General features: G+C 40.2%; 17 protein-coding genes. 8 read left to right on the plus strand and 9 right to left on the minus strand.

Annotation, left to right across the window (positions count from 1 at the left end; all coding sequences use genetic code 11):
- Positions 1 to 7 precede the first annotated feature (7 nt).
- A complete protein-coding gene (locus C2M30_RS18560) occupies positions 8 to 1,321 on the minus strand; it encodes an ABC1 kinase family protein (protein ID WP_105172818.1) in 1,314 nt (437 codons plus the stop codon).
- A gap of 104 nt (positions 1,322 to 1,425) precedes the next feature.
- A complete protein-coding gene (locus C2M30_RS18565) occupies positions 1,426 to 3,501 on the minus strand; it encodes a TonB-dependent receptor (protein ID WP_105173005.1) in 2,076 nt (691 codons plus the stop codon).
- A 105-nt stretch (positions 3,502 to 3,606) separates the two neighbouring features.
- Here C2M30_RS18565 and C2M30_RS18570 point away from each other — a divergent pair, with 105 nt between their 5' ends.
- Positions 3,607 to 5,016, plus strand: coding sequence for a PQQ-dependent sugar dehydrogenase (locus C2M30_RS18570; protein ID WP_234004780.1), 1,410 nt, complete (start codon positions 3,607 to 3,609; stop codon positions 5,014 to 5,016).
- Between the two features lie 67 nt (positions 5,017 to 5,083).
- On the opposite strand, the gene C2M30_RS18575 is transcribed toward C2M30_RS18570, so the two are convergent.
- From C2M30_RS18575 to C2M30_RS18590, 4 genes are all read right to left on the minus strand, one after another.
- A complete protein-coding gene (locus C2M30_RS18575) occupies positions 5,084 to 7,558 on the minus strand; it encodes a DUF5666 domain-containing protein (protein WP_105172820.1) in 2,475 nt (824 codons plus the stop codon).
- A gap of 314 nt (positions 7,559 to 7,872) precedes the next feature.
- A complete protein-coding gene (locus C2M30_RS18580) occupies positions 7,873 to 9,471 on the minus strand; it encodes an ABC-F family ATPase (protein ID WP_105172821.1) in 1,599 nt (532 codons plus the stop codon).
- Positions 9,472 to 9,581: 110 nt separating this feature from the next.
- A complete protein-coding gene (locus C2M30_RS18585) occupies positions 9,582 to 10,376 on the minus strand; it encodes a substrate-binding periplasmic protein (RefSeq protein WP_105172822.1) in 795 nt (264 codons plus the stop codon).
- Positions 10,377 to 10,454: 78 nt separating this feature from the next.
- Complete coding sequence (locus C2M30_RS18590) at positions 10,455 to 11,393, minus strand: substrate-binding domain-containing protein (protein ID WP_105172823.1); 939 nt, start codon at positions 11,391 to 11,393, stop codon at positions 10,455 to 10,457.
- A gap of 63 nt (positions 11,394 to 11,456) precedes the next feature.
- Here C2M30_RS18590 and C2M30_RS18595 point away from each other — a divergent pair, with 63 nt between their 5' ends.
- The 5 genes from C2M30_RS18595 to C2M30_RS18615 all read left to right on the plus strand — a co-directional run bounded on the left by C2M30_RS18595 (position 11,457) and on the right by C2M30_RS18615 (position 18,624).
- Entirely contained in the window at positions 11,457 to 14,093 is a 2,637-nt protein-coding gene (locus tag C2M30_RS18595; RefSeq protein WP_105172824.1) for a sensor domain-containing protein, read from the plus strand.
- A gap of 9 nt (positions 14,094 to 14,102) precedes the next feature.
- Positions 14,103 to 14,987: a cation diffusion facilitator family transporter gene (locus C2M30_RS18600; RefSeq protein ID WP_105172825.1), complete on the plus strand. Its 885-nt coding sequence runs from the start codon at positions 14,103 to 14,105 to the stop codon at positions 14,985 to 14,987.
- A 226-nt stretch (positions 14,988 to 15,213) separates the two neighbouring features.
- Entirely contained in the window at positions 15,214 to 15,975 is a 762-nt protein-coding gene (locus C2M30_RS18605; RefSeq protein WP_234004781.1) for an enterochelin esterase domain-containing protein, read from the plus strand.
- Positions 15,972 to 16,706 (plus strand): alpha/beta hydrolase, encoded by a 735-nt coding sequence (locus C2M30_RS18610; RefSeq protein WP_158683571.1) that lies wholly within the window; start codon positions 15,972 to 15,974, stop codon positions 16,704 to 16,706. Before C2M30_RS18605 ends, C2M30_RS18610 begins: the two co-directional genes overlap by 4 nt.
- On the plus strand, positions 16,693 to 18,624 hold the full coding sequence (locus C2M30_RS18615) for a TonB-dependent receptor domain-containing protein (RefSeq protein ID WP_105172828.1): 1,932 nt from the start codon (positions 16,693 to 16,695) through the stop codon (positions 18,622 to 18,624). The genes C2M30_RS18610 and C2M30_RS18615 overlap by 14 nt, the downstream gene beginning before the upstream one ends.
- A 15-nt stretch (positions 18,625 to 18,639) precedes the next feature.
- Here C2M30_RS18615 and C2M30_RS18620 read toward each other — a convergent pair whose 3' ends face one another.
- The 3 genes from C2M30_RS18620 to C2M30_RS18630 all read right to left on the minus strand — a co-directional run bounded on the left by C2M30_RS18620 (position 18,640) and on the right by C2M30_RS18630 (position 20,517).
- A complete protein-coding gene (locus C2M30_RS18620) occupies positions 18,640 to 19,290 on the minus strand; it encodes a hypothetical protein (protein ID WP_158683573.1) in 651 nt (216 codons plus the stop codon).
- Between the two features lie 178 nt (positions 19,291 to 19,468).
- Positions 19,469 to 20,206: a dienelactone hydrolase family protein gene (locus tag C2M30_RS18625; protein ID WP_105172830.1), complete on the minus strand. Its 738-nt coding sequence runs from the start codon at positions 20,204 to 20,206 to the stop codon at positions 19,469 to 19,471.
- A gap of 68 nt (positions 20,207 to 20,274) precedes the next feature.
- Positions 20,275 to 20,517: a DUF2164 domain-containing protein gene (locus C2M30_RS18630; RefSeq protein ID WP_040642641.1), complete on the minus strand. Its 243-nt coding sequence runs from the start codon at positions 20,515 to 20,517 to the stop codon at positions 20,275 to 20,277.
- Positions 20,518 to 20,849: 332 nt separating this feature from the next.
- Between C2M30_RS18630 and C2M30_RS18635 the strand changes: the two genes are divergently transcribed.
- Positions 20,850 to 21,863: an efflux RND transporter periplasmic adaptor subunit gene (locus C2M30_RS18635; protein WP_234004782.1), complete on the plus strand. Its 1,014-nt coding sequence runs from the start codon at positions 20,850 to 20,852 to the stop codon at positions 21,861 to 21,863.
- Positions 21,860 to 24,982 carry an efflux RND transporter permease subunit gene (locus tag C2M30_RS18640; RefSeq protein WP_105172832.1) on the plus strand — a complete coding sequence of 1,041 codons (3,123 nt, stop codon included), beginning with the start codon at positions 21,860 to 21,862 and terminating at the stop codon, positions 24,980 to 24,982. Before C2M30_RS18635 ends, C2M30_RS18640 begins: the two co-directional genes overlap by 4 nt.
- Positions 24,983 to 25,015: the final 33 nt, after the last annotated feature.

The raw sequence follows: 25,015 nt of genomic DNA on the forward strand, positions 1-25,015 counted from the left end.
AAATTTATTATTTTGCTTCTTTCGCGTATTTAGCAAACAGCTGATTAACATTTACTTTTGCGTTTAAACGCTTTGCTATCAAATACAATCCTGCGATTTTTCGATGGATAAACAGGGCATCAACGGGTGGTGTGTGCCATTGGTCTTTACGTTTATTAATTGTAACGCTTTGTGCGCGTAACTGTGTTGCGATAGTGCAGGTTGCAAAGCTGTATTCGCCATCAAATCGTAATGGCATTGACGCGATATCAAAAAGCGCCAGTATTTGCTCAAGGTATATAGAGTCGATATCTTGCTTAAAAAAGCCAATGCTACGGGCTGCATCTTCTACTTGAGCGTTTTTCTGATTACTTAACGCACTGAAAAGCGATAAATATCCATTAGATATAGCCGGTGAAATCTCTCGGGTAGCACCAAAATCCAATAAGCCTATGGTATGTGTTTCATTATTAAACACATAATTGGCAAAGTTGGGGTCGGTTTGCATAAGCTTCAACTCAAATAGTTCAACAAAAAACAGCGAAAACAAGCTCTTTACGATGTGATTTCGAGTTTCTTCTGGCAGTGTCGCTGCTTGTTCAATCGGCATACCTTCAATAAAACTCATTACTAAAATGGTTTGTGTACTTAAAGGGGAAACGTTAGGTAAAGCAAACTGTGTATTGTCGAGTTTATCGTTAAACGTTTCTATGTAGCTTGCCTCAAGTTGATAGTTTGCTTCGTTGATTAACTGCTCGGCTGTTTTTTCAAGTAACGTGTTGAGATCAACTTGTTTTGGGATAAGGCCCGAGAGCTTTAAAATACGCCCTAGATTATCAACATCACTTTTTATGGCGTTACTGACACCCGGATATTGTAACTTTATCGCGAGCTTTTTTCCGCTATCGTCGTTGGCAATATGCACTTGCCCGATAGATGCACAGGCAAAGGGTTGAAGATTAAAATAAGCAAAATTATCAACCCAATTATCACCCCAAGCGTCACGAAGCACAGTGACTAACTGCTTGTGTGGCATAGCGTGCGCATTGTCTCGTAGTTTTGCTAAAATATGGCTTAACTCAGGTGGAATAAGCTCACCTGCATCCATCGAAAGAAGTTGACCTAATTTCATTGCAGCACCACGCATTGCGGCGAGCTCATTGGTTAACTTTTGTAAGTTACTGGGCGTTAAAACGAGATCTGACACGGACGGCTTATTACCACTAAATAGTTGCTTGGTGCCATTGTAGGCAACATTAGTTGCTACTTTTGCTAATAACCCACCAAACTTACTCGCTCGACTCAAACGTGAACTAGGAACTTTAACCTCTTTACGTGTCATTGTGCTCTCCGAATAATACCTAACGTTTATACGCCACAATTAGTTACTAAGTTCAATGCGCTTAACGGTTTTAATTAGCGTTAGCTAAAAGCACCGGTTTTAAATTAAAACTGATAACGCAAAGTTGCACTGGTATTGCGTGGCTCGCCAATAAAATAACGGTGATTCCCAAATGCATAGTCGGCCCTTTCAGCGAAGCGTGTATCAAATACATTAAGTACGGCAAATGCGAGAGAAAAATTGCTGTTGATTTGCCATTTAGCACGTAAATTCGAAACAGTATGCCCGCTGTATGCTTGCGTATTTTTATCGTCTAAGTAATAACCGTCAAGATGCCTTAGTTCAAACTGACTGGTTATGTTTTGCGCTATTTGCCAATCAAGAACGAGGTTTGCAATTAAGCGCGGAGAGGTATCTATCTCATTGCCTTTGAGCTGCTGTCCGTTCGTCGGGTTATTTTCATAGGTGTGCTTTGCATAACTTGAATTTAAGCGCGCTTTTAGTGTGTCGTTAAGGTGCCAGGTTAGATCAAATTCGAGTCCTTGATGCTGAGTCGATAAACCATTGAGGTAATGTCTGTCAGAGTCTTGATAAATCGCGTTTTTCTTAGTTAGATGATAAAACGCAAGCTCAGCAAATACCGTTTCTGTTTGAAAGCGTAGGCCAAGCTCTTGCTGGTTTGCGTCGACACTGGTTATGTCATTTTGTTGCTGATTGTTCTGCAGGCGATAAAGTTCGGCGGTGTGTGGTGCTCTAAAACTGTTATCTAGTTTAGCAAATACAATCGTATTGTCGTTTAGCGTAAAAGAATAGCCAAGGCTGTAGCTTGTATCGTTAAAGCGATTGGTTTGATTAGCGGGACGAGTGTATCGACAACCGCCAAAGCCACACGCAGTCCCGTCATCTTTTAAATTACCTGTGCTTAATGCGTTATCGTAATCGTATTCAGTAATATCATGTCTAAGCGCTAAAAAAACATTCTGATCAGCTGTTATTTGGTAATCAAGCTGACCATAAAGCGCGTAATTTTTTGCATTAACCGTGTAATCGTAGTGTTGGCCTTTAGGCAGTACCGCCCTTAAAAATGCCGAATCTGATATGGTGTCATGTGTTTGATATTGTTGTAACGAACCTTGGGTAAAATCGAGGTCACTACCTAATTTAAGGGACAAGGCATCCGTAACTTGAGCGTAGCGAGATAACTGGAGTCCAATGCTATGGTGATCGTTCTTCTCAATGGGAGTACCAGGTAAAAAGTGCATCAAAAACGTCATATCTGTGTAACGTAGATAGGGCGTTAGTTGCCAAAGCGCATTGTTTATTTCAGCGCTATTTTGCATGCTGTAATGCATAGAGACACTGTCGCGATAGGCTTCTGGAAATTCATTAATTTTCAACAGCGATTTATCTTTATATGCATTTTCGCCTTGTTGTAAATAACCTGCGGTATCTTGCTCGAGATTAGTTACACTAAAATGGTGTGTTGTTTGCCAATTGCCGAGCTGATGTTGTGCTGAGATTGATAGTTTTTGCTGTTGATAACCGGAACTCAACTGATAACCGCCATCGCTCGTTACGGTTACCCCAATACCTAACTGCATATTGTCAAAATCGTTACTTGCCGTTGCATTTAACCGGTAAAAATCATCATTGCCTACATCTAGTGCGAGCTGATTTTTGCTGGCGTAGAGCGTATTATTAATGTTGATTACGCCATGGATTGCGTTTGAACCATAACGTGCAGAATTATTGCCTTTTACTACTTCGATACGGTCGCTTATTTCAAAATGGCTGTCGAATAATTGATTTACGTTGCAAAATCCGGGTGCCCGTAGGCTAATGTTATTTTCTAACATCAAAAATTCAGCGCAAGAACCTGCTCCTGTTAACACAGGCGAACGCAACGAAAGCAATGATTCTTGGCCATTACCACGACTTAACCATACCCCTGACGCTAAGCTTAACACTTGATTTAAGTGCTCTGCGTTAATGGTAGCAATTGCACCTTTGTTGATAATGCTGGTATTGCCAATTAGGTCGAAATGGCGTTTCTTGGTGCGCGACGCGGTTGTCACTATGGTTTCAATATCGGCAAAACTTTGGCTATTTTGCTCGGCCAATGATGTGAAATGAACACTTAATAATGAAACAATTAACGACTTCTTAAACACTTCTCGCACGAAACAAACCTTTAAACGCATCTTGACTGAAAACCGAAACTCGACACATTATACTGTAATTACTGTGCATTCGATCTACCGTGAAATAATAATATGTATCAAAAAATGAATAAGTTATCGATTTTAGGCGCGATGTTAGCAAGCATTACAAGTTTGCCATCACAGGCAAAAGTTGAAGAATTGTTTAAATCTACTTGTGCGTCTTGCCATGGCGAAACATTAATGGGCGCAATGGCGCCTTCGTTAGTTGATAACACATGGCTAACAGATGGCACTGATAAAGCATTAACCAATGCTATCAAAAATGGTATCGCTAACGTTGGCATGCCAGCATTTGGTGAAACGCTAAGCGATGAACAAGTACGAACGCTTGTTGTATTTATTCGCGAAGCGGGCGCTAAAGTAGAAAGGGAAAAAGCGCCTGAATCATCTCTTGGTAAAGTATTCACCACAAAGCATCAAACTGTTACGACACAAGAAATTCTGACCAGTGACGGAATTATCTGGGCGATGGACTTTTTACCGGACGGCAGTTTACTGTATACGCTTCGCCAGGGTGAACTGTGGATGATGTCGAAAAACGGCAAAAAAACGCAAGTAATTGGCATTCCTGAGGTATGGCATAACCGTCAAGGAGGCTTACTTGATGTATATCCCGACCCACAATATAGCCAAAACGGGTGGATTTATTTGTCGTTTAGCCAAGCTGCAGGGAAAAACGATAACGGTGACGAGATTGCCTTTACTAAAATTGTGCGCGGCAAAATAAGCGATGGTAAATGGGTTTCAGAGCAAACCTTATTTGAGGCGAAGCCAGAAAACCGTAAAAATCGCGGTTGGCACTTTGGCTCACGTTTCGCTATCCAAGGCGACTACTTGTTCTTTACTAACGGTGATGAAGGCCATCAAAATGATGCGCAAAGCATTACAACGCAAAACGGTAAAATACACCGTATTTTTAAAGATGGACGTATTCCAAAAGATAACCCGTTTTATAATGAAAAGGGCGCACAACAAACAATCTGGACGTATGGTAATCGTAACCCACAAGGCTTAGCCATAAATCAAACAACAGGGGATTTATGGTCAACAGAGCATGGCCCACGCGGTGGCGATGAGCTTAACTTAATCACCAAAGGTGTGAATTATGGTTGGCCAAAAGTGACGTTTGGTATGAATTATAACGGTACGCCGATCACCGAACACACTGAGTTACCAGGTATGCAGTCGCCAATTCACCATTGGACGCCATCAATTGCGGTTGCTGGTATTAACTTCTATACCGGAAATGTGTTTAAAAATTGGCAGGGCGACTTGTTTGTTGGCAGCCTAGCGAAAAAGCAATTGCATCGTTTACGTATTCAAAATAATCAGGTAATTGAAGATGAGATTATTCTGAAAGGTTTAGGGCGTATTCGTGATGTGGTTACCGCGCCAAATGGCACAATCTACTTAACCATAAATGACCGAAATAAAAACGAAAGTAAAATTATTTCAATCTTGCCAGCGAGTTAAATTAAAGTAACAAAGAGTACGTTCATTTTAAGAACGTACTCTTTTTGTGTGTGATATCTATGAGTGACTAGTCATCAAAGGCAATTCGCCATGCGATATATTGGCCCTTTTTATCTATTGTGCCAGCCACTTCAACACTTAAGCCATTTTCAAGTTGATTACCTTCTAATTCAAACTGGGTATCGCTTGAGTAGTGGATAACAACGTCACTTAATGTAAATTGAGTGTCGGTTAGGTTTTGAATTTCACCTTCAATTTCAAACTCTTCGTTTGCTTTAAACTCGATTTCAGCGGCATACAAACCAATTGCGGTTTCAATCGCATCAACTTCTACGAGTACATCGAGCGCGAGTTTACTTTGATTTCCATTTTCAAATTGCGTATTGGCATCAAAGTAAACAAGGGTGTCGTTAACCTTAAATTGAAAATCGCTTACTATTTCTGTGATTGAACCGTTTAATTCTATGTCGTCTTGTTGTTCAAATTCTATTTCAGTCGCAACAAGCTGACCTTGGCTGTTAATGATAGCGTCAATTTCAACCATCACGCCTTCTCTTAACTGCTCACGTGTGCCATTCTCAAACTGGGTATCGGCAGTTAGCAAAATGGCAGTGTCGTTAACAGTAATTGTATCATTTTGAATCGCGGTAATTTCACCTTCGATTTCGCGTGTATCATTCTCATCTTCAAGTTCAACAGCAAGTGCTAGCAGGGTGTTGCCGTCTTGTTGTACTGCATCGATTTCAACTTCGACACCGTTTTGAAATATATCTAGTGGATGTGAAAATTGCGTGTTTTCATCGGTAATGATTTGAAAACCGTTTACGTTAAAATCTTGAATACTAGTGAACTCTGTAATTGAACCTTCAATGTCAAAGCTATCGTCGTAACTATCTTGGTATTTTGCTTCTAGCACTAAGTAGCCATCTTCCGATGTCTTGAATACCTCTAGTTCCAATTTATCGTTATCGCTAAGTGATGCCATAAAGTCTTGAACAGTTACATCATTGCCAAAACGGTTTTCAAGCTCTGACGATGCATTTACAAATACTGTAATACCCGAAACGTTAAAGGTATTTGTATCAAGGTTAATATTACTAACCTTGCCTGAAATCGAAATGTCATCGTCGTTTTCAGATTGCTCTTCGCGCTCTAACTTAGTCACAAAGGCGTTGCCGTTATCATCGCTGTAAAAATCTATTTCAACAAAATCGCCTATCGCTAAGCTTGAAAGCGTCAGTTGTTTATCGTCGGCGTTTGATTCATCATCAAACAGGGTAAACGGTGTGATTGTGTATTCGCGCTCATTTACAGTAATGGTATTTAATGCCAGATTAATATCGGTGATTACACCTTCAATATCGCTGTCTGCGCTAACATACAGCGCGATTTCTTCAGCAATATGTTGATTATCAATAATGATTGCTTCAACAACGACACGTGTACCATTTACAAGTTGCGCTAATGATATATTTTCAAAATCCGTGTCGTCATTGATCAATACTTGTGTGTTGGCAATTGTAATACTGCTATCTGTAACATTGACTATTGGACCGTCTAAAATAACAGACACACCATCTTGTTCATCATAGTGCTCAATTTCGATGTCAGTAATAACGTTAACATCATTTAGCTGGTTAAACTCAATTTCGACAATATCACCAACAGCAAGCTCTGGGGGTAAAGTTACGTTTGATGTATTAAAAGTTGTGTCGTTGATTGTTAAGGTGTTATTAGCACTATCCAGCGCTGTAACTTTTGCGGTAAGTGAAAGCGTGTCTTTGTCGTCTTTACGCTCTAGCTTGGAGATTAAAAAGCCACCTTGTTCTGAATATACGGCACTGATTTCGACAAAGTCACCTTGTTTTAACGCATCAAAGGTAACTTCTTCTAAGTTAGATTCACCGGTTAAGACAAATATTTGGCCGTGTACTGTGATTGTCTCATTAGCATAATCAATGCGCTGAATGTGACCAGTCGCTGTTGCTTCGTAGTTAACACTATTTGCAATAAAACGGCCTTGGTTATTGGTTAAACCTGAAAGCACAACGCGATCACCTAAACGGATTGCATCTTCTGAGCCTGGTTGGCCATTAATTGTAAAGTCAGCATTGTCGGTATTGTAACGAACACCATTGACATACAAACTACCAAAACCACTTACCGTACCTATGGTTTGCGTTGCATAGCCAAATTCATAAATCGCATTTGAAACCAAACCATTTGAAACGTTCAGCGATATCGATTCGTTTATGCCGAGATAACGTTTATTGTTTATGGATTGGGCAACGCTTGAAAGTGTGTAGATACCAGGGGCCAGTTGTGTAAGTAAGGTACTGGTACTAACGGTATTGGAATAACCGTTGGGGCCTTCAACCAACACATCAGCAGACGCACCGTCAGGAAGTCCTAAAAATCCAATATTAAGTTCGCCAGAATTAGGTACGATTGGCGCTGGTTCGTGTGAAGTTGATGAGCCACCGCAGCCGACAAGGCTGAGGGTTGATGCTGCAAGCAACGAGAGTGTTAACTTACGAGTCATGAAATTTCCTTAAAATATATAAACATGTGTTCACCTTGAACAAGAATAAGATACGAAAGGATTACGTTAACTGCAATAAAACTGTCATAAAGCAAAAGTAAATGCAGCTTAAATATACGTAATATTTAAATAAAACTGTTTAAAATCAATGAGATTTATTCTCGATGTTGATTTTATTATGTACAAAATTAGTATATGAATTTTTTATGACAGCGTTGTTTTTTGAAAGTGTTCGCGTTGCTTGGCGTAGCTAATAAAAAAGGCGCTAATAAATAGCGCCTTTTCAAGAGTGTAATTGGTTAAGCTAACCCGGGTTATTTTGCTTCGTCAGCTGCCTTTTTTGCAAGGTATTCGTCATAAGTACCTTGGAAATCAATTACATTACCGTCTTTTATTTCCCAAATACGGGTTGCAAGCGACGATACAAATTGGCGGTCATGGGATACGAAAAACAAAGTACCTTGGTATTGTTCTAACGCAAGGTTGAGTGATTCGATAGATTCCATATCCATGTGGTTTGTTGGTTCATCCATTAATAAGATATTTGGCTTATGCATCATTAATTTACCAAATAGCATGCGACCTTGCTCACCACCAGAAATTACTTTAACTGATTTTTTGATGTCGTTTTGAGAAAACAGTAAACGGCCTAAATAACCACGTACTACTTGCTCGTCATCACCTTCTTGTTGCCATTGTTCCATCCATTGAAACAGATCCATATCGGTCGCAAAGTCATCTGCATGATCTTGCGCGTAGTAGCCAATGTTTACATTTTCAGACCACTTAAGGCTGCCACTTTTCGCAGGCAGGCGATTCGCTAGGGTGTGTAATAGCGTGGTTTTACCGACGCCGTTTTCACCAATAATCGCTACTTTTTCACCTACCTCAACAAGCGCAGATAAGTCACTGAATAAAGTATCGTCATAACCTTGTGCAAGGCTTTCAAGCTCAAGTGCATTTCTAAATAATTGTTTTGATTGTTCAAAACGAATAAATGGATTTTGACGGCTCGACGCTTTTACTTCTTCTAATTGGATTTTATCAATTTGCTTAGCACGAGATGTTGCTTGCTTTGCTTTTGATGCGTTAGCAGAGAAGCGAGATACGAACTGTTGTAGTTCGGCAATTTGCGCTTTTTTCTTGGCGTTGTCTGATAATAAACGCTCGCGCGCTTGTGTTGCGGCAAACATGTACTCATCGTAATTACCCGGGTAAATACGTAATTCACCATAGTCGATATCAGCCATATGCGTACATACTGAGTTCAAGAAATGGCGGTCGTGGGAAATAATAATCATAGTGCAATCACGTTGATTCAAAATGTCCTCTAACCACTTGATGGTGTAGATATCCAAGTTGTTGGTCGGTTCATCAAGTAACATGATGTCTGGCTCGGCAAACAGTACTTGTGCAAGTAGCACACGTAGTTTCCAACCTGGTGCAACTTCCGACATCAAACCATAATGTTGCTCGGTTGGAATACCAACACCTAGCAGTAATTCACCGGCTTTTGCTTCGGCTGAATAACCGTCCATTTCTGCAAATTGGGTCTCAAGATCAGCAACCAACATACCTTCTTCTTCACTCATTTCAGGCAAAGAATAAATACGGTCACGCTCTTTCTTGATATCCCACAGCTCTTTGTGGCCCATAATTACGGTATCAACAACGGTAAATTGCTCGTAAGCAAACTGGTCCTGATTTAGCTTTGCAATGCGCTCATTTGGGTCGTATGAAATATTACCTGCGCTTGGCTCAAGCTCACCGCTTAAGATTTTCATAAACGTTGATTTACCACAGCCGTTAGCGCCAATTAGACCATAACGGTTACCGTCACCAAATTTAACTGAAATATTTTCGAAAAGTGGCTTTGCACCAAATTGCATGGTGATGTTGTTTGAACTAAGCATTATATATTTTTCATCGAATCAAAATTGGCGGCATTTTAACACTATCTTATGGCACAACATAGCGATAGCGCGCTTTATTTTATAACGAAGGTTTTGCAGAAAAAAGAAAGCTAAATAAGCTGCTCAGCACAGCTTGGCGATACATAATGCGAGAACAAAGCTTCAAGCTCGCCATTGGCTAATACTTTAGTGAGCGCAGTGTCAAAGCGCGCCATAAAAGTAGGTGAAACGCTCTGTTTGTTAAAGATAAAATGAATGCTTGCTTGTGACAGTAGTAACGGGTGAATAACCACCTGAGGATGGTTTTGTCTTGATATTTCGCTGCAAAGTACAACGTCGTCATCAATCACAATATCGACACGGTTTTTAACTAACATCTCCAAGCGTTTAATTGTTGTTTCTGAAAAAACAAAGCCGTTATACGCTTGTTTGGCACGCTCTAGTTCGTCACCGTACCAACCCGCCAAATTAACGCCAATCAGCTTACGCTGTTTAATAATTGATTTAAAACTTTTGCTTTGCTTAACGCTGTGGTCGTTTTGTCGATAGGCAAATCGATTCCGCTCTAGGCGGTAGGTTTTTGAAAAGTAGAAGTCCCGTTCCCGTTCGGGCGTTTTACTGGCGCCAAGACCAATATCAAAATTACCGATAGTGAGTTCAAATAGGGTTCTACGTTCAGGAAAGCGAATCACGGTAAGTTCACAGCCCATTTGCTCGAGCACTTTTTTCAGTAGCTCTACATCGACACCGGTAGTGCTATCAAACTTAGAAAACTTAACATAGGGATACCAGTCGTTAGTGATCGACAGTGAAAGCGGGGTCTTGCATTCGACAGGTGGTGTTTGCGCACTGTAACACTGACAACACACTACCAATAACAACAATGACCACAACGCTTTTTGCATAACAACTTATTATTACTTTTGCTAATCGCTAAAGTATAAACCAATCTCACAAAAACGCCTGAAAATGGAATTGGTCTATTAAAGTGCCCGTTTTACACTTTGCAACGATAGTGACAAATTTGGGTAGTGCACTAATTGGCGATCTCGCACGTGCTTGTTTACCGCAAATTCATGAAGCTCATTTGCAATTATTGCTTGCGCATTAGATGACAGCAAATAGTTAACAAATCGCTGCGCATTTTCTTTATTTGGCGCGTATTGACTAATTGCTGCGGCAGTCGCTGAAACGGGCGTTTTTCCATTATAAGTTGTTAAAAAATGCATGCTTAAGCTTGCCGCAACTTCACGGTCCGATGGCTTTTTGCTGTTACGTAGCATGTGATAGTAATAGTGATTTGCGAGCGCATAATCACACTGTTTTTTAAACACAGCTCGCAACTGGTCGCGATCGCCGCCAGAAGGGCGTTTGTTTAAGAGCGAAACGTAACTTTTCAGCCACTTTACATCTTGCTTATTACCAATCGCATGCAGTGATTTTTCCATTTGTTGATTGTAGCTATGATTAAAATCACGATTGCAAAGCTTGCCATAAAATTGCTCGCTGTCTAATTCGCTATATGACGTGATTGGCTTTTCATTTGTTCGAGAAAACAATGCCCTAATTCGTAACGACAATGCGACCCACTTATATTCATCGTCCACTAATTGAGGGGCGATTGGCGGTTTTCGAATATTTATTGGCTGCAATAAGTGCTTTACCGATTGAAGTTGTCCTAATTCAGACGTTAATAATACATCTACTTGGCTATTGTCTGCATTGGCAGTAAATTTATTGAGCAATGCGTTTGGTTTTCCATAAACCAGATTTACCCGCACGTTATGCTCTTGTTCAAACGCGGTTATTAAAGGGGAAATTATTTCTGCTTTTCGGAATGAGTATACGTTTACTACAGAATTGGCTAATACCTGTGCAGTTAACGCGAAAAACGAGATAAAAAGGAAAATAACACTTCTCATAAATCGCAATAGTAATTATTATCGTTACTGTATTTTTAACTAGTTCTAGCGATAAGTCTATAGATGAAACCTGATTTTTTGCTCATCAATAAATATAAACCTTATTTATTGGTATTTGTTATTTATGTGATTGGGTGCATTGCGCTGGCATATTGGTTTGCATCGCAATTACAGCAAAAGCAGTCTGAGCAGTGGCAGTTTCAACTTTCAAGCTTTAGTAAGGCTATTGTTAGTAAAAGTGATTATGTAGAGAATTTAATTTCAGGTATCGCGAGCCTATATAGCGCTTCATCAAATGCGTCGAAAGAGCACGTAAAACCATTAATTGATGACCAAATTAATGGTTTAGCGTTCGATTCAAGCATTGAGTTCTATTATCGCCTGACACCAAGCAATGTTGAATTTGTTGAAGATTATATGCAACAAGTCGGGGCGTTCGACTTTACTATTAGCGATAGTATTAGTTTCTCTAACCAGTATGAAAATTATGTGTTACTGGCCAATTACCCTGAATCTGACTTTGGTCACTTAGTTGGCAGTACAATATCTATTAACAATGACAGTGCTAACGCTTTTATTGTAAAACAGTGGCCAAACTCTGAGTTTTGGAGCGTTATTCTTAATACCGCTGATGTAAAAACAGTGTCACTCAGGTTTAACATTAAAAGCTTTTTCGACTACATTCATGCATCAGGTGATACGCAAAATCAGCACATTACAATTAGTGTAGGTAATCAAGCCATTTATAATTCAGATTGGCAAAACTCATTAGGTCTGTCCTTTGCTGAGCCACTAGCGCAACAACGCATCCCATTTTTTGATAAAACACTGGATATTGCTTACTTCAACCCAAGTTACGTGCGCCAAAGTCATTACCTTATAAGTGCGGGGCTTTGCACCTTAGCTATTTTATTTGGTTTTGCGCTTTTCATGTATTTAGTCACTATTCGTAATCAATATGCACATATTAACCGCCTTGTGCGTATCAAAACGTATTCATTAAAGAAAACACAGCAAAATTTAGCAGCCACGTCACAACTAAAAGTAAAGGCACTAGAACAGCAATTAGAAACCAAGAAAAAATACAAAACCTTGTTTGTAAATTGTTCCGAAGGACTCTTTTGTTGTAACGATAAAGGCGACATATTAGAGAAGAATCCGGCGTTTATTGATCTGCTTTTACCAGATGACGCAAATAACAATATTTGTGGCCTGATGAGCGAGAAACAACAGGCTTTATTTTTAGCATGTCAAAACAATGAGTTTTCCAATGAGTTGTTTGTGCAAAACAAGTTAGGTAAAACGTATTGTTTATTGTTAAAAGGGCATTGGATAAAAGATGTAGAGCGTACACTGTTTGAAGGGCGCTTGCTCGACATAACCGCCACTAAGCAACATGAAGAGAAACTAAGGTATCAGGCAGAGCACGATGCACTTACCGATTTATTAAACCGACAAGCGTTTTTAGATGGTGTTGGTAATGAACTCACAAGTCACCAGGGCTGCTATCATCTTTTATATGTTGACCTTGATAGATTTAAATTGGTTAACGATGGTTATGGTCACAAGGTAGGTGATGCACTGTTAAAAGCGTTTGCCAGATTACTTCAAAGCGAATTCTCAAGCTATGGTGAAGTGGCGCGTCTTGGCGGCGATGAATTTGCATTGTTCATAGCACAAAATCGGTTAAATGTTTCAATTGAGAATATGCTTGAGCGACTGACTTACGCCATACATCAATTACGAAAACAACAAACCGCATATCAATGTATAACAGCGAGTATTGGCGTGCGCACTATTGCGGCGCCGTGTGAGTTATGCCCAGAACAATTATTACATGAAGCCGATCTTGCTATGTATCGTGCGAAACAAATGGGGCGAGATCAGTATTCTTTTTATAATGATGAACTTGCTATCGCAAACCGTCGTAAACGTGAAATTGAAACTTTTTGCAGCAGCGATAGTTACCTATCGGCAATTAGATTGGTGTACCAGCCAATTTACTGTTTAATGTCAAATCGCCTTTTAGGCTTTGAAGCATTACTTAGAGTACATGACGATAAACTTGGCACTATTTCACCGCTTGAGTTTGTGCCTATTATTGAAGATATGGCCAAAATATCTGATGTAGGACTACACGTTGCGAAATTAGCCGCACACTTTTGTGCTAGTGTTAATCTTGATACATCAAATCAGCTTTTTGTGAACGTGAATGTTTCTCCTAAACAACTAAAAAATAACGAGCTACTCAACTGGCTCGAGTCACAAAACGTCGTTTCTAGGTCACTGTTACAACTTGAAATTACCGAGTCTGCAATGATGGAAAATCAGGCTGATATTATACCCATACTAGAATGTATATCAGATGCAGGCTATCACTTACTCATTGATGATTTTGGTACAGGATACAGTTCATTGGCTAGATTAAAGGCTCTGCCACTAAATGGCTTGAAGATTGACCGCTCGTTTGTTAATGATTTATCAAGTGAAGCTGGCTTACAAATTGTAAAAGCAATATGTGCCATTGCAAAAGCGTTAAACTTAACCATTGTTGCAGAAGGTGTTGAGAACAACGATCAGCAAAGTACGCTAATCGATTTACACGTAGATAAAGTACAGGGTTATTTGTTCAGTAAACCGCTAGAGTGTAAAGACGCAACTGAGCTGGTTAACACACAACAATACCGCCAAATAGCATAAGGAAATTCGATGTCGCATTCACATCATCACCACCATCATCATAGCGGCGATAACAAATTGTCGCTTGCCGTTGTGATTAATGTATTACTGACTGTGGCGCAGATTATTGGTGGCATTTTGTCAGGCAGTATGGCGCTTGTTGCTGATGCACTTCACAATTTAAGTGACGCAGGTGCCATTGTTATTGCAATTATTGCGCGGCGAATCGCAAGAAAACCAGCCACCAGCGTAATGTCATTTGGCTATAAACGCGCTGAGATCCTTGGTGCTTTGATCAATAGCACTATTTTAATATTAGTTGGCTGTTACCTAATTTTTGAAGCGTTTAGTCAATTTTTAAATCCATCGCCCGTTGATGGCTGGATTGTTGTTTACATTGCGGCGATTGCGTTGGTGATTGACGTTGCTACAGCGTGGCTTACATACCAAGCTGGAGCAAAGGACAATTTAAATTTAAAAGCGGCGTTTATTCACAATTTATCAGACGCTTTAGCGTCACTTGTTGTAATCATTTCAGGCACATTAATTATTTTATATCAATGGTATATTATCGATTTAATCGCCACTATCTTGATTTCTGTGTATGTACTTTACCATGGCGCTGATTATGCGAAGCAAAGTGTTATTATCTTGATGCAAGGTACCCAAGCTGATGTCGATGTTGATAGTGTGTATTCAGCAATCTTAGAACAAGATAATGTGTCAGCAGTTGACCATTTGCACGTGTGGCAGTTGGACGACACAACCCTTCATCTTGAAGCCAGCATTACACTGAGTAATGACGATTTGCAGTCAATCAAAGATATGTTAGCTAAACAGTTTTCTATCACACACTCGACAATCGAAACCTTGCCTTGTACACAATCCTTTAAAGGCTGTTATTTAACACAGTAGCGGCACGTTTTCGCTATATCTTTACTTGTTAAACTTTCTTAGTCTAGAAAGTTTAACAGCCTAAAATTTCATAACTGCCTAATATCACGTTAAAAATATTGAAAATCTATATTGCATGAGTGATAATGCAAATCACTCTCATTACATGGATTTGATAATGTTTCGTTTTGGTGTTTATTTATATTTTCTATTGTCAGCCGGGGTGTGTTTCGCCAGCACCGTTGGTATGTCTCACGAATTTTTTCATTCAATTAAACTTAAAAAAGACCAATATATAACCGGAGAGTTTTCGTTTTCACAGCCTTTTATTAAAGCAGAGTTAATTGACGAAAATGAACGCCTAGTGCGAGTGTTAGCTAAGCAGCAGAACACCTTTAAACTGTATTTATTAGCACAAAGGGACCAGCACTTTAAAGTACGCGTAACCAGTGCTAATGAAAATCTAGCAACGATTAATCTCTCTGAGCCTATTTCACAACCCGCAGTGTCAGATAATGAAACGTTACTTAGTCCCATCATGCAATCGTTAGTAACAAGGTTAAAAGGTAATAACAAGGTCAAGGTGGTAGATGATTTTTGGCGAAATGTTGAAAAAGAGGGCACACCTTTAGTCGAATACGTGCAAACTGATGCGCTTGTAACATTTTTGTGGCGCGGCGCGCGTTATAATGTACGACTATTTGGCGCGCCTTTTGGCAGTCATCAAGATTTGGAAAAAATAGAAGGCACTGATATTTGGTTTAAAACGTATCGTTTACCAACAGACAGTTTGATTTCATATCAATTGGCACCAGATGTGCCGCATGTACCTAATCAACCTCGCGCTTCGCGAATTGCCATTATGGCTACCAAACAACAAGACCCGCTTAACCCGAAAACATGGCAATTTGAAGGTACCGATAAATACGCAACACATTCAATTTTAACACTAAAAGATACAAAACAATCGCCGTATTTAGCGATGTTTCAGAAAATTTTTACAGCTTGACGCAGCACACTATCGCGAGTATTCGCCTTAACAACACACGTGATATCGCCATATACAAACATAAAGATGCAACATCACAATCACCAACAATTTTGTTTTTAGACGGAAAAAATTATCAGTCAAAACTAAAAGTACCCAATACGCTAAGCAACTTAGTAAACGACAAAAAAATTCCTCCTGTTAATGCGGTATTTGTAAGCAATGTATCTAGAAAAACCAGAGGCCAAGAGTTGCCACCAAATCCGGGTTTTGCATGGTTTATGGCAAATGAACTTATGCCTTGGCTGACAAAAAAAGGATTATCACCAAGTGCACAAAACACGGTTTTATCGGGCTCTAGTTTCGGTGGCCTCGCGTCAATGTATGTTGCAATGCAATACCCTGATGTATTTGGCAATGTGTTAAGTCAATCTGGTTCATTTTGGTGGTCGCCACGTGAAGGGAGTAAAGAGCAAACAGAACCGCAGTGGCTAACGCGTAAAATCGCTCGCGATAACTACAAAAAACTGTCGATTTACATGAATGCAGGAGTATTTGAAACAGGTTATTTCACAATTGATATTCTGGAAAGTAATCGCCATTTGCGTGATGTACTCAACGCAAAAGGATATACGGTAAAGTACCACGAGTTCTCAGGGGGGCACGATTCTTATGTTTGGCGTAATGAATTGGCTGATGGACTGATTTATTTATTAACAAACAGGAAGATAATAAACGATGAGGTTAAATAAGCTTGCAGCATTTGTCAGTACATTACTCGTTAGTAATTACGTGTATGCGGACGACGCTCAAATTAATGATGTAATTGTAGTGACAGCAACGCAAGGTGAACAAACATTACTTAATGCACCAGCCTCGGTGAGTGTTATTGATTTTGAAGAAATCATCAAGATCCCAGCAACGGATATTACAACCAGCCTACAAGACGTAGTCGGGGTTAATGTACGCCGTTCTGGAAATGGTGAAGCATCCGTTAGTCTACGAGGGTTAGACCCGAGCTACACATTGTTACTGGTTAACGGCAAGCGAGTGAATTCACGCGAGGCATTAATTAGAGGCTCGTTTGATTTGTCGAGCATACCAATGACCGCAATCGAACGTGTTGAAATTGTTCGCGGCCCAATGTCAGCTATTTATGGTAGTGAAGCCATTGGTGGTGTAATTAACGTCATTCTAAAAGAAGCAAACAATGAATGGCAAACCAATGGTAATATTGACTACAGTACGCCAATCGATGGCGGCGGCGAGCTAGCACGAGTTGGTGTTTTTTCAAGTGGTGCTTTGATAGATGATAGGGTTTTAGCGACGTTCGGCGTGAACTGGAGCGATCGCAACCCTTGGCAACCAGATGATTCTGACTATGGAATTACCTCTAAGACAGAAAAACAACAACGTGCAGGCGTAAATACGAGTGTGTTATGGCATGTCACATCGCAAGATACGTTAAGCGCGAACCTTGAATACCTAGAAGAAGATAAAAGTTATAATTTATGGCAAGCGCCTGATGGTTCGTATGTCGCTAACTTTTATGAGAGTGAACGCGTTAATTTTGGTGTTAATTATGCGCGAGAATGGCAGTGGGGAAACAGTGAGTTTAACTACTATTTTGAGCAAACAGATATTCAAGAAGATAACGCTCGCTTAGCGTTAACAACGGGAACGCAAACAAATCACAATGTAGATGGTCGAGCAGTATTTGGAAGCGAAAATCATTTGATCACAACGGGTTTTGATGTTTCTGATAATACACTAAGTCACCCTAGAGACTACGCAAAAGAAACCTCAAATACTCAGTTTGCAGCCTACATACAAGATGAATGGGCGCTTTCTGATGAAATGACTGCGACGTTTAGCGGGCGTGTTACCGATCACAGTGAGTTTGGGTCACATTTTAGTCCACGTGCGTATTTAGTGTATAACGCTAACAGTGATTTAACGTTTAAAGGCGGTGTCGGTACAGGGTTTAAAGCACCCGCAATGTGGCGCAGTAGTGCTGATTTTGCAACGATAAGTTGTGGTGGACGCTGTGTATTAGTTGGTAATCCCGATTTAGAACCTGAAAAGTCGGTGAGTTATGAGTTATCAGCAAGTTATCAAACTGATTTTGGCTTTGTTAGAGCGACTGTATTCAATAATGAAATTGAAGATATGATTGCACGTGACACCAGTACATTTGTCGGTGTAACGCCAGATAATCAGCCAATGATCCAACATATCAATATCAATGAAGTGACGACAAAAGGCATTGAGTTCGATGTGCTTTGGCAGGTACTTGATACGTTAGATCTTAGTTTTAACTATAGCTATATTGATAGTGAAAACAAAAGTGACAAGCTCCCGTTAATTAAAACGCCAAAACACCAATCAAATGCAAAATTAAATTGGCAAGTTATTGAGTCACTCAGTACCTATGTCAATCTGAACTATATTGGTGAACAGTATATTGAAATGGCACCAACATGGCAGAAAACACCAGCAGATGGTTATGTCATGGTTGACTTAGGAAGCCGTTTTTCACTATCGCAAACAATTGCTTTTAGGGTGGGCATTACGAATTTATTCGATAAACGTATTGACCAAGACGCATTCGATTATGGATATGCCGAGGTGGGAAGAAGCATTTTCGCAGGTGTAGATTTTAGCTTTTAAACTAAACGTGGTGCGTTAAAGCGCACCACATTCGTTGTTGTTTAGGGTATTAACTTGTTGCTGAGTTTCCCATGCGCCAATTGTAATAAAACAGTAGCACAGTAGCTCTAAACCTTCTTGAATAATGGTTTTTACAACAAAGGCGTCTTGGCTTACAACATCGCGCCAAAAGCTACCAGTACCAAAAATACGGCTAAAAATAATCAATACAATAACGCCTACTATTACCTTGTTCATGGCTGGTACTCGCAGTAAGTTAACAAACTCGGTAAAGCCGCTTTTTCCGCGTTTTGAAAACAAAACTAACGTAATAAGCGTTGTAAACATGGCAGGGTAAAACCAAAAACCATGGGTAATTTTATCAAACCAAAAGTCACACTCTCGTATTAACAGGGCGGTAAAAAAGCCAAATACAAGTAAGCTACCGGCACCAACGTTTGGTGCCTTTATCATTTTGTAAAAGCACAGATTGATACAAACAAGTGCTAAGCCTTGCAAGGTTTCGGTAAACGAAAGTTCAGGAATACCTTGTAAGAAATAATAATCTAAGCGAATGCTGACATTAACAATAAGACAGACAGCGATGATTGCGATTATGTAGTATAAATTCCATTTTATTACTGCATTATTTGTTTTTTGTGATGTCACAGAGACTAAAGTATTCACAATTAGCGTTCCTGCTATTAGTACGTAGCAGGAGTGTAGGCCTAGAATTTAACGTGGTAAATATTACTTCTGTAAGTCTTCGTCTAAAAGTGTAAGGGTCTGTAAGAAAAGGTTAAAGTAAGGTTAATAATGTAGCAATGTAAACCTGATTACTACATTAATCTAACCTTGTTAATAATTACACTAATTTACGCTGAAATAGTGCGACGGCTTGTTGATACATTTTTATAGCAAGTGCCGCATCGTAACGTTCACCTTCGTCGCGCATAAACGCGTGTTGCGCGTTAACTTCTTGCCATTGAAAATTGATGCCAGTTTGTTGGCAGGCTTGATAAATTTTTATACGTCCATCCACTGGAACATGTGGGTCTTGCTTGCCAAAGATAAAGTGAATTTCACCTTTAATATCTGACATCCGTTCTAGTGAGTTATTACCTTCTTTCGCTGGCAATGTATCACTGTGAATATCCGTCGCATACAAACAAAATGCCGCTTTAATATTAGGGTTTAACGCTGCGCGATAGGCAAGGTGGCCGCCAATACACACGCCCATTGCGCCAACATTTCCAGTGCAATTGGGTAATGCTTTAGCAAACTCAATCAAAGCAACTGTATCACTATCATGCGACTCAAGTGGCTTATTCCATTTATCTTGATTACCTTTATCTTTACCTGCATCATCGTATGCAAGTACGGTACCGATTGGGTTTAGCTCGTGAAATACCTCAGGCACTAAAACATGAAACCCATGGCTTGCTAAAATGGCAGCAGAACGCGCTATTGGCGCAGTTTGTTGAAAAATCTCTGAATAAAAAATAATGCAAGGGTAGCTGCCAGAATCAACAGGAGAATAGCAATAAGTGCGCATAATACCTGTTGCAGTTTTTATATCGTGCTGGTGGTTTGAAATGATCATAGTAAGTTTAACAATTGAATTTGAATAGAATTGTAATTTTTTCTCGCAACAATTGCATATGAATTTAATTAACGAATAGGCTTTTCAAGTTCGCTAAAACCATCATTTAGGGTATCAATTTTACTTTGCAATAAGGCTTGTGCGTCGTAAATACCTTGGTTGTAAAAGGCGGCACCTAGTTCCTTTGCAATAAAGTCCAATAGAAAATCGGCATCAAATTGGCCTAGTTCAACGTCAAGTTCTTTATCAAAGTAATCTTGCAGTTTGCTAATGCACTGTTGTTTATCGTGTTGGTTTAGTTTTATGGTCATAGTTGGCTATGTTTGTAACTGTATGGCTGTTAATACTAAAGCGTGTTGCTCGTTACTGTCTATTGTTGCATTAGATTTTTGCCATTTAACTAAAGGTAAGTCATTGTAGTGTTTGTATTCTTTTTAAATACTTAATTAAAACGTATAAATTCTGCACAATTATCATACATTCAGACGTAAAATTGTGTATTTAGTCGCAAACGGGTGTGTTTTCATGCGTAGATGTTTAGAATAAATAGAAATAATTATCATTAATATAAAGTGAGATAGCTATGTGTGTCGTGCGCGTAAGGTTGGCCTTAGCCTTTATCGTTTTATCTTTTAACACTTCGTTGCTAACAGCAAAGGAAATTGCCGTTGATTTAATTTACCCCCAAGTAAATCAATTCTCAGAGCAACTGTCGCTGTCGGGCACGATTAAATCAAAGCAAGATGCCAAAGTCACGGTATTACAACAAGGTGTTGTGGCAAAGCTATTTGTAGAGGCGGGCGACCATGTTAGCGCTGGTGATACATTACTTGAATTAAACAGCAGTATAGCAAAAGCCCAGTATCAGCAAGCGTTAGCAAGCTTAGAGGCAAGCGAAATAGCCTATCAAGAAGCAGAGCGTCTTTACCAAGAAGTAATTAAACTGTCAAAGCAACAAGTGGTTACTAAAACATTAATTGCTGAGCGCAAAGCAACACGTGCAAAAGCCTTAGCTTCTATGTCTCAAGCTAAGGCGTTACTTGTAGAGCGAAAAGAAATTGTAAATCGACATACGCTTCGTGCGCCATTTTCAGGTGTTATTGTTAATCGTTTTGCGGAGGTGGGTGAATGGGTAACGCCACAAGCCACTGTTTTTTCGTTAGTTGCAAATGACAAATTACGACTTGAGCTTGAAATTCCACAAGAATATTACGCTAATTTTAAGCAAACGAATTTAGTTGCTAACATCACACCAGATTTACAACACGCAAGCCAATTTAAAGCGAGTATCTCTAATGTCGTTGGCGCAACAAGCGAATTATCACGTACCTTTAAAGTATTTATTGATATTGATAAATCAATCGCACTGATTCCGGGTATTTCAGCAACGGCAACAATAGCACTCCAGCAATCAGCACAAGAAAAACTATGGCTGCCAAAAACGGCATTAAAGCACCACCCAGATGGTGGATACAGTGTGTTTTCTGTAACCAACAATGTAGCTAAGCGGCATATCGTTAATGTGATTGCAGAGCAAGCAGAACGCATTGCCGTAACGAACGCACCGAGTAATCATGCATTTGTAATGAGTGGTGTTGAAGCCCTTAGCGATGGTTTAAAAGTAACGGTCAGCTCAGTTAAGGGAAGTGCGCAATGATCACAGCGGCAGTAAAACGCGGCACGTTAGTTGCGGTTTGTGTATTGATCACCAGCATATTGGGATTAGTAACCGCGCTTAACATTCCGGTGCAAATGATCCCCGATCTTGAAGTCAGAACTATAACTGTACAAACCGGTTGGCCTGGTGCGACACCACAGGATGTAGAAAAAGAAATCATTATTGAACAAGAACGCTATTTACGCGGCCTTGCGAACCTGTCACGGATGGTGTCTTACAGCGAAATGGGCTCTGCCAGCATTGAATTAGAGTTTCCATTTGGTGTTGATGCCAACGATGCACTTATTCGAGTTAACAACGCGCTAAGTCAAGTTCCTGCATACCCTGAGAATGTTGACCAACCGCGACTGTTTTCAAGCTCATTTTCTGGCAATGCGTTTATGTACTTTACGCTCAAACCATTGGCGGGTAACCCACTTGAGTTAGATGTCGATTTGTTACGCGACTTTGCTGAAGACTATGTGCGACCGCGCATGGAAAGTGTCTCGGGTGTTTCAGAAGTGCGAGTGGGCGGCGGTGCGCAAAGGCAAATTCAAATTAAAGTGAACGCACACCGATTAGCACAACGCGGAATTAGTTTACCAGAATTAAGAACAGCAATTCGTAGCCGTAACAAAGATGCCTCAGCGGGTGATATTGAGTCAGGAACAAGCCGTTATTTGCTGCGTGTAGTCTCGCGCTTTGAAAGCTTAAATGAGTTAGAAAACCTGATTATTGCACGTAAAAATGGTGCAAATATTTTGCTTAAAGAAGTGGCTACCGTAACGCTTGACCATTTTGAAACACGTGGCATGTCTTTTTCCGATGGCGAACGTACATTAAGTTTATCGGTGCGCCGTGAAAGTGGCTCAAACGTATTAGCAATTAAAGATGCGATGTTACCGATTGTCGCTGAGCTCAATCAACAACTGTTGAGTCAAAATGGCCTAGAGTTAAAATTGATGAGTGATGACGTGAAATATGTCCGCAGCTCATTAAAAAATGTTTGGGTAAATTTGGCGCTAGGTGGCTTGCTTGCAACCTTAGTCATGTATTTTTTCTTGCGTTCAGGTCGCGCCACGTTGGTGGGTATTATTGGTATTCCACTTTGTACCATCGCTGCGTTTTTAGCGCTGAGTTTATTTGGCCGCACCATTAACGTTATTTCCCTTGCTGGTGTGGCATTTGCAATTGGCATGACGGTGGATAATACCATTGTTGTGCTAGAGGCGATTGTGCAAGCAAAGGTTAATGGCACCAGTAAACGCGACGCCGCAATTAACGGGGTAAAAGAAGTATGGCCAGCGGTACTAGCGTCAACAGCAACAACCGTCATGGTATTTGCACCGATTTTATTTGTGCAACAAGAAGCCGGTCAGCTTTATTCTGATATCGCTATCGCGATTTCAGGTGCCATTATCGCGTCTATGTTGGTTGCGATATTTATTGTCCCTACGGCTATTGCCAATATAGGTAAAAAACAAGAACTCAGTGAAGGTAAGCAGCTGCAACTGTCAAACAAGTGGCTAAAACCAGCAGCATGGCTCAGCAAATCAACAAAACGCGCGCGTATTGCCGTTGCAATATTCGCGGTAGGAATTTTGGGTAGTGCACTTTGGTTTATCCCTGCGGCAGAATATTTGCCTGAAGGAGAAGAACCAAAAGCGTTTTCTATGATGATTGCGCCGCCAAGTTACAACTTGTCTGAAATGCAAAAAATCGGTAAAGAATTACGGGAATATTTTGATGGGTATATTCACGCCGATAGCGCCGATTTTATTGCCGGTAAAGAGGCGATGCCACCGCTCGATTATTACTCGATGTCGGTATCGGTGGGGCGTATTTGGTTTTTAAGCGCACCGGTTAATCCAGACCATATCAATCAAATGATGGAAGCAGTCACCGATAAATTCCGCGCTTATCCGAATATGCGCGCATTTAGTTCGCGAGGTTCAATTATATCAAGTAATGATGGCGGCACGCGTGCAGTTGCAGTAGATATTGCGGGCAGTAATATTATTGATTTATACGGCGCGGCAGAAGCCGTTTATGAGCAAGCTAAAGTGGTGTTTGATAAGCCGCAAATAAACTCAGATCCCAGCTCGTTAACGCTTGATCAACCGTTAGTTGAAATTAAACCGCGTTGGCAGCGCTTAGCCGAATTAGGCATTAATAATAGTGACTTTGGTTATGCGATTGCGGCTATGAGCGATGGTGCTTATGTAGATGAGTTTATTCTAAACGATGACAAAATTGACATGTTTTTGTTTAGCGGTGCTGGTAATCGCCAAAATATGGCGGAGCTTGCTAGCTCTCCAATCGTAACGCCTTCGGGTAATATTTTACCGCTTCACGCTTTGGCTGATTTAACTATTTCAAATAACAGTAACTCAATTCGTCGTGTTGATGGTAATCGTACTGTGACTGTGTACATTATTCCGCCGCGTGATGTTGCGCTAGAAACAGCGGAACAATTAGTGCGCAATGAGTTGTTACCAGCGCTCTGGCAGCAAGGTAAAATCGCGCAAGGCATAAAAGTGAATATTAGTGGTGCAGCTGACCAATTGGAAGCAACGAAAGAGGCACTTTCAAGTAACTTTATTATTGCCTTGGCACTGAGTTACTTGTTATTGGTAGCCATATTTACACATTGGCGCTATCCGTTATTTATTTTAGCAACGGTACCATTAGGCATGGCTGGCGGCTTATTAGGCCTTGTGCTTGTTAATGGGGTAAATAGCGTGTTAGGCAGTATTGGTTTAACTAGTTATCACCAACCGTTTGATATGATCACCATGTTAGGTTTTTTAATTTTGCTTGGTACTGTGGTTAACAATCCAATTCTTATTGTTGATCAAACCCGCCGTTTTGTTATTGAACAGGGGTTAAGTGTAAAGCAAGCGGTTGAACAAGCACTTGAAAAACGCTTAATGCCCATTCTTATGTCTACTGCTACTACCTTATTTGGTTTAGCGCCGCTTGTGTTAATCCCTGGGGATGGCACAGAGCTTTACCGCGGGGTAGGTGTGATTGTAATGAGCGGTATTTTGGTATCTACAATACTTACGCTGACATTCTTACCTGCATTACTTGTTGCTGTGGTAAGAGAAAAACAATAACGCATTTGCGTAATTGTGCTGTATTTATAAAAG

The organism is Pseudoalteromonas sp. T1lg24, from assembly GCF_002964745.1.
GTDB classification, from domain to species: Bacteria; Pseudomonadota; Gammaproteobacteria; order Enterobacterales; family Alteromonadaceae; genus Pseudoalteromonas; species Pseudoalteromonas spongiae.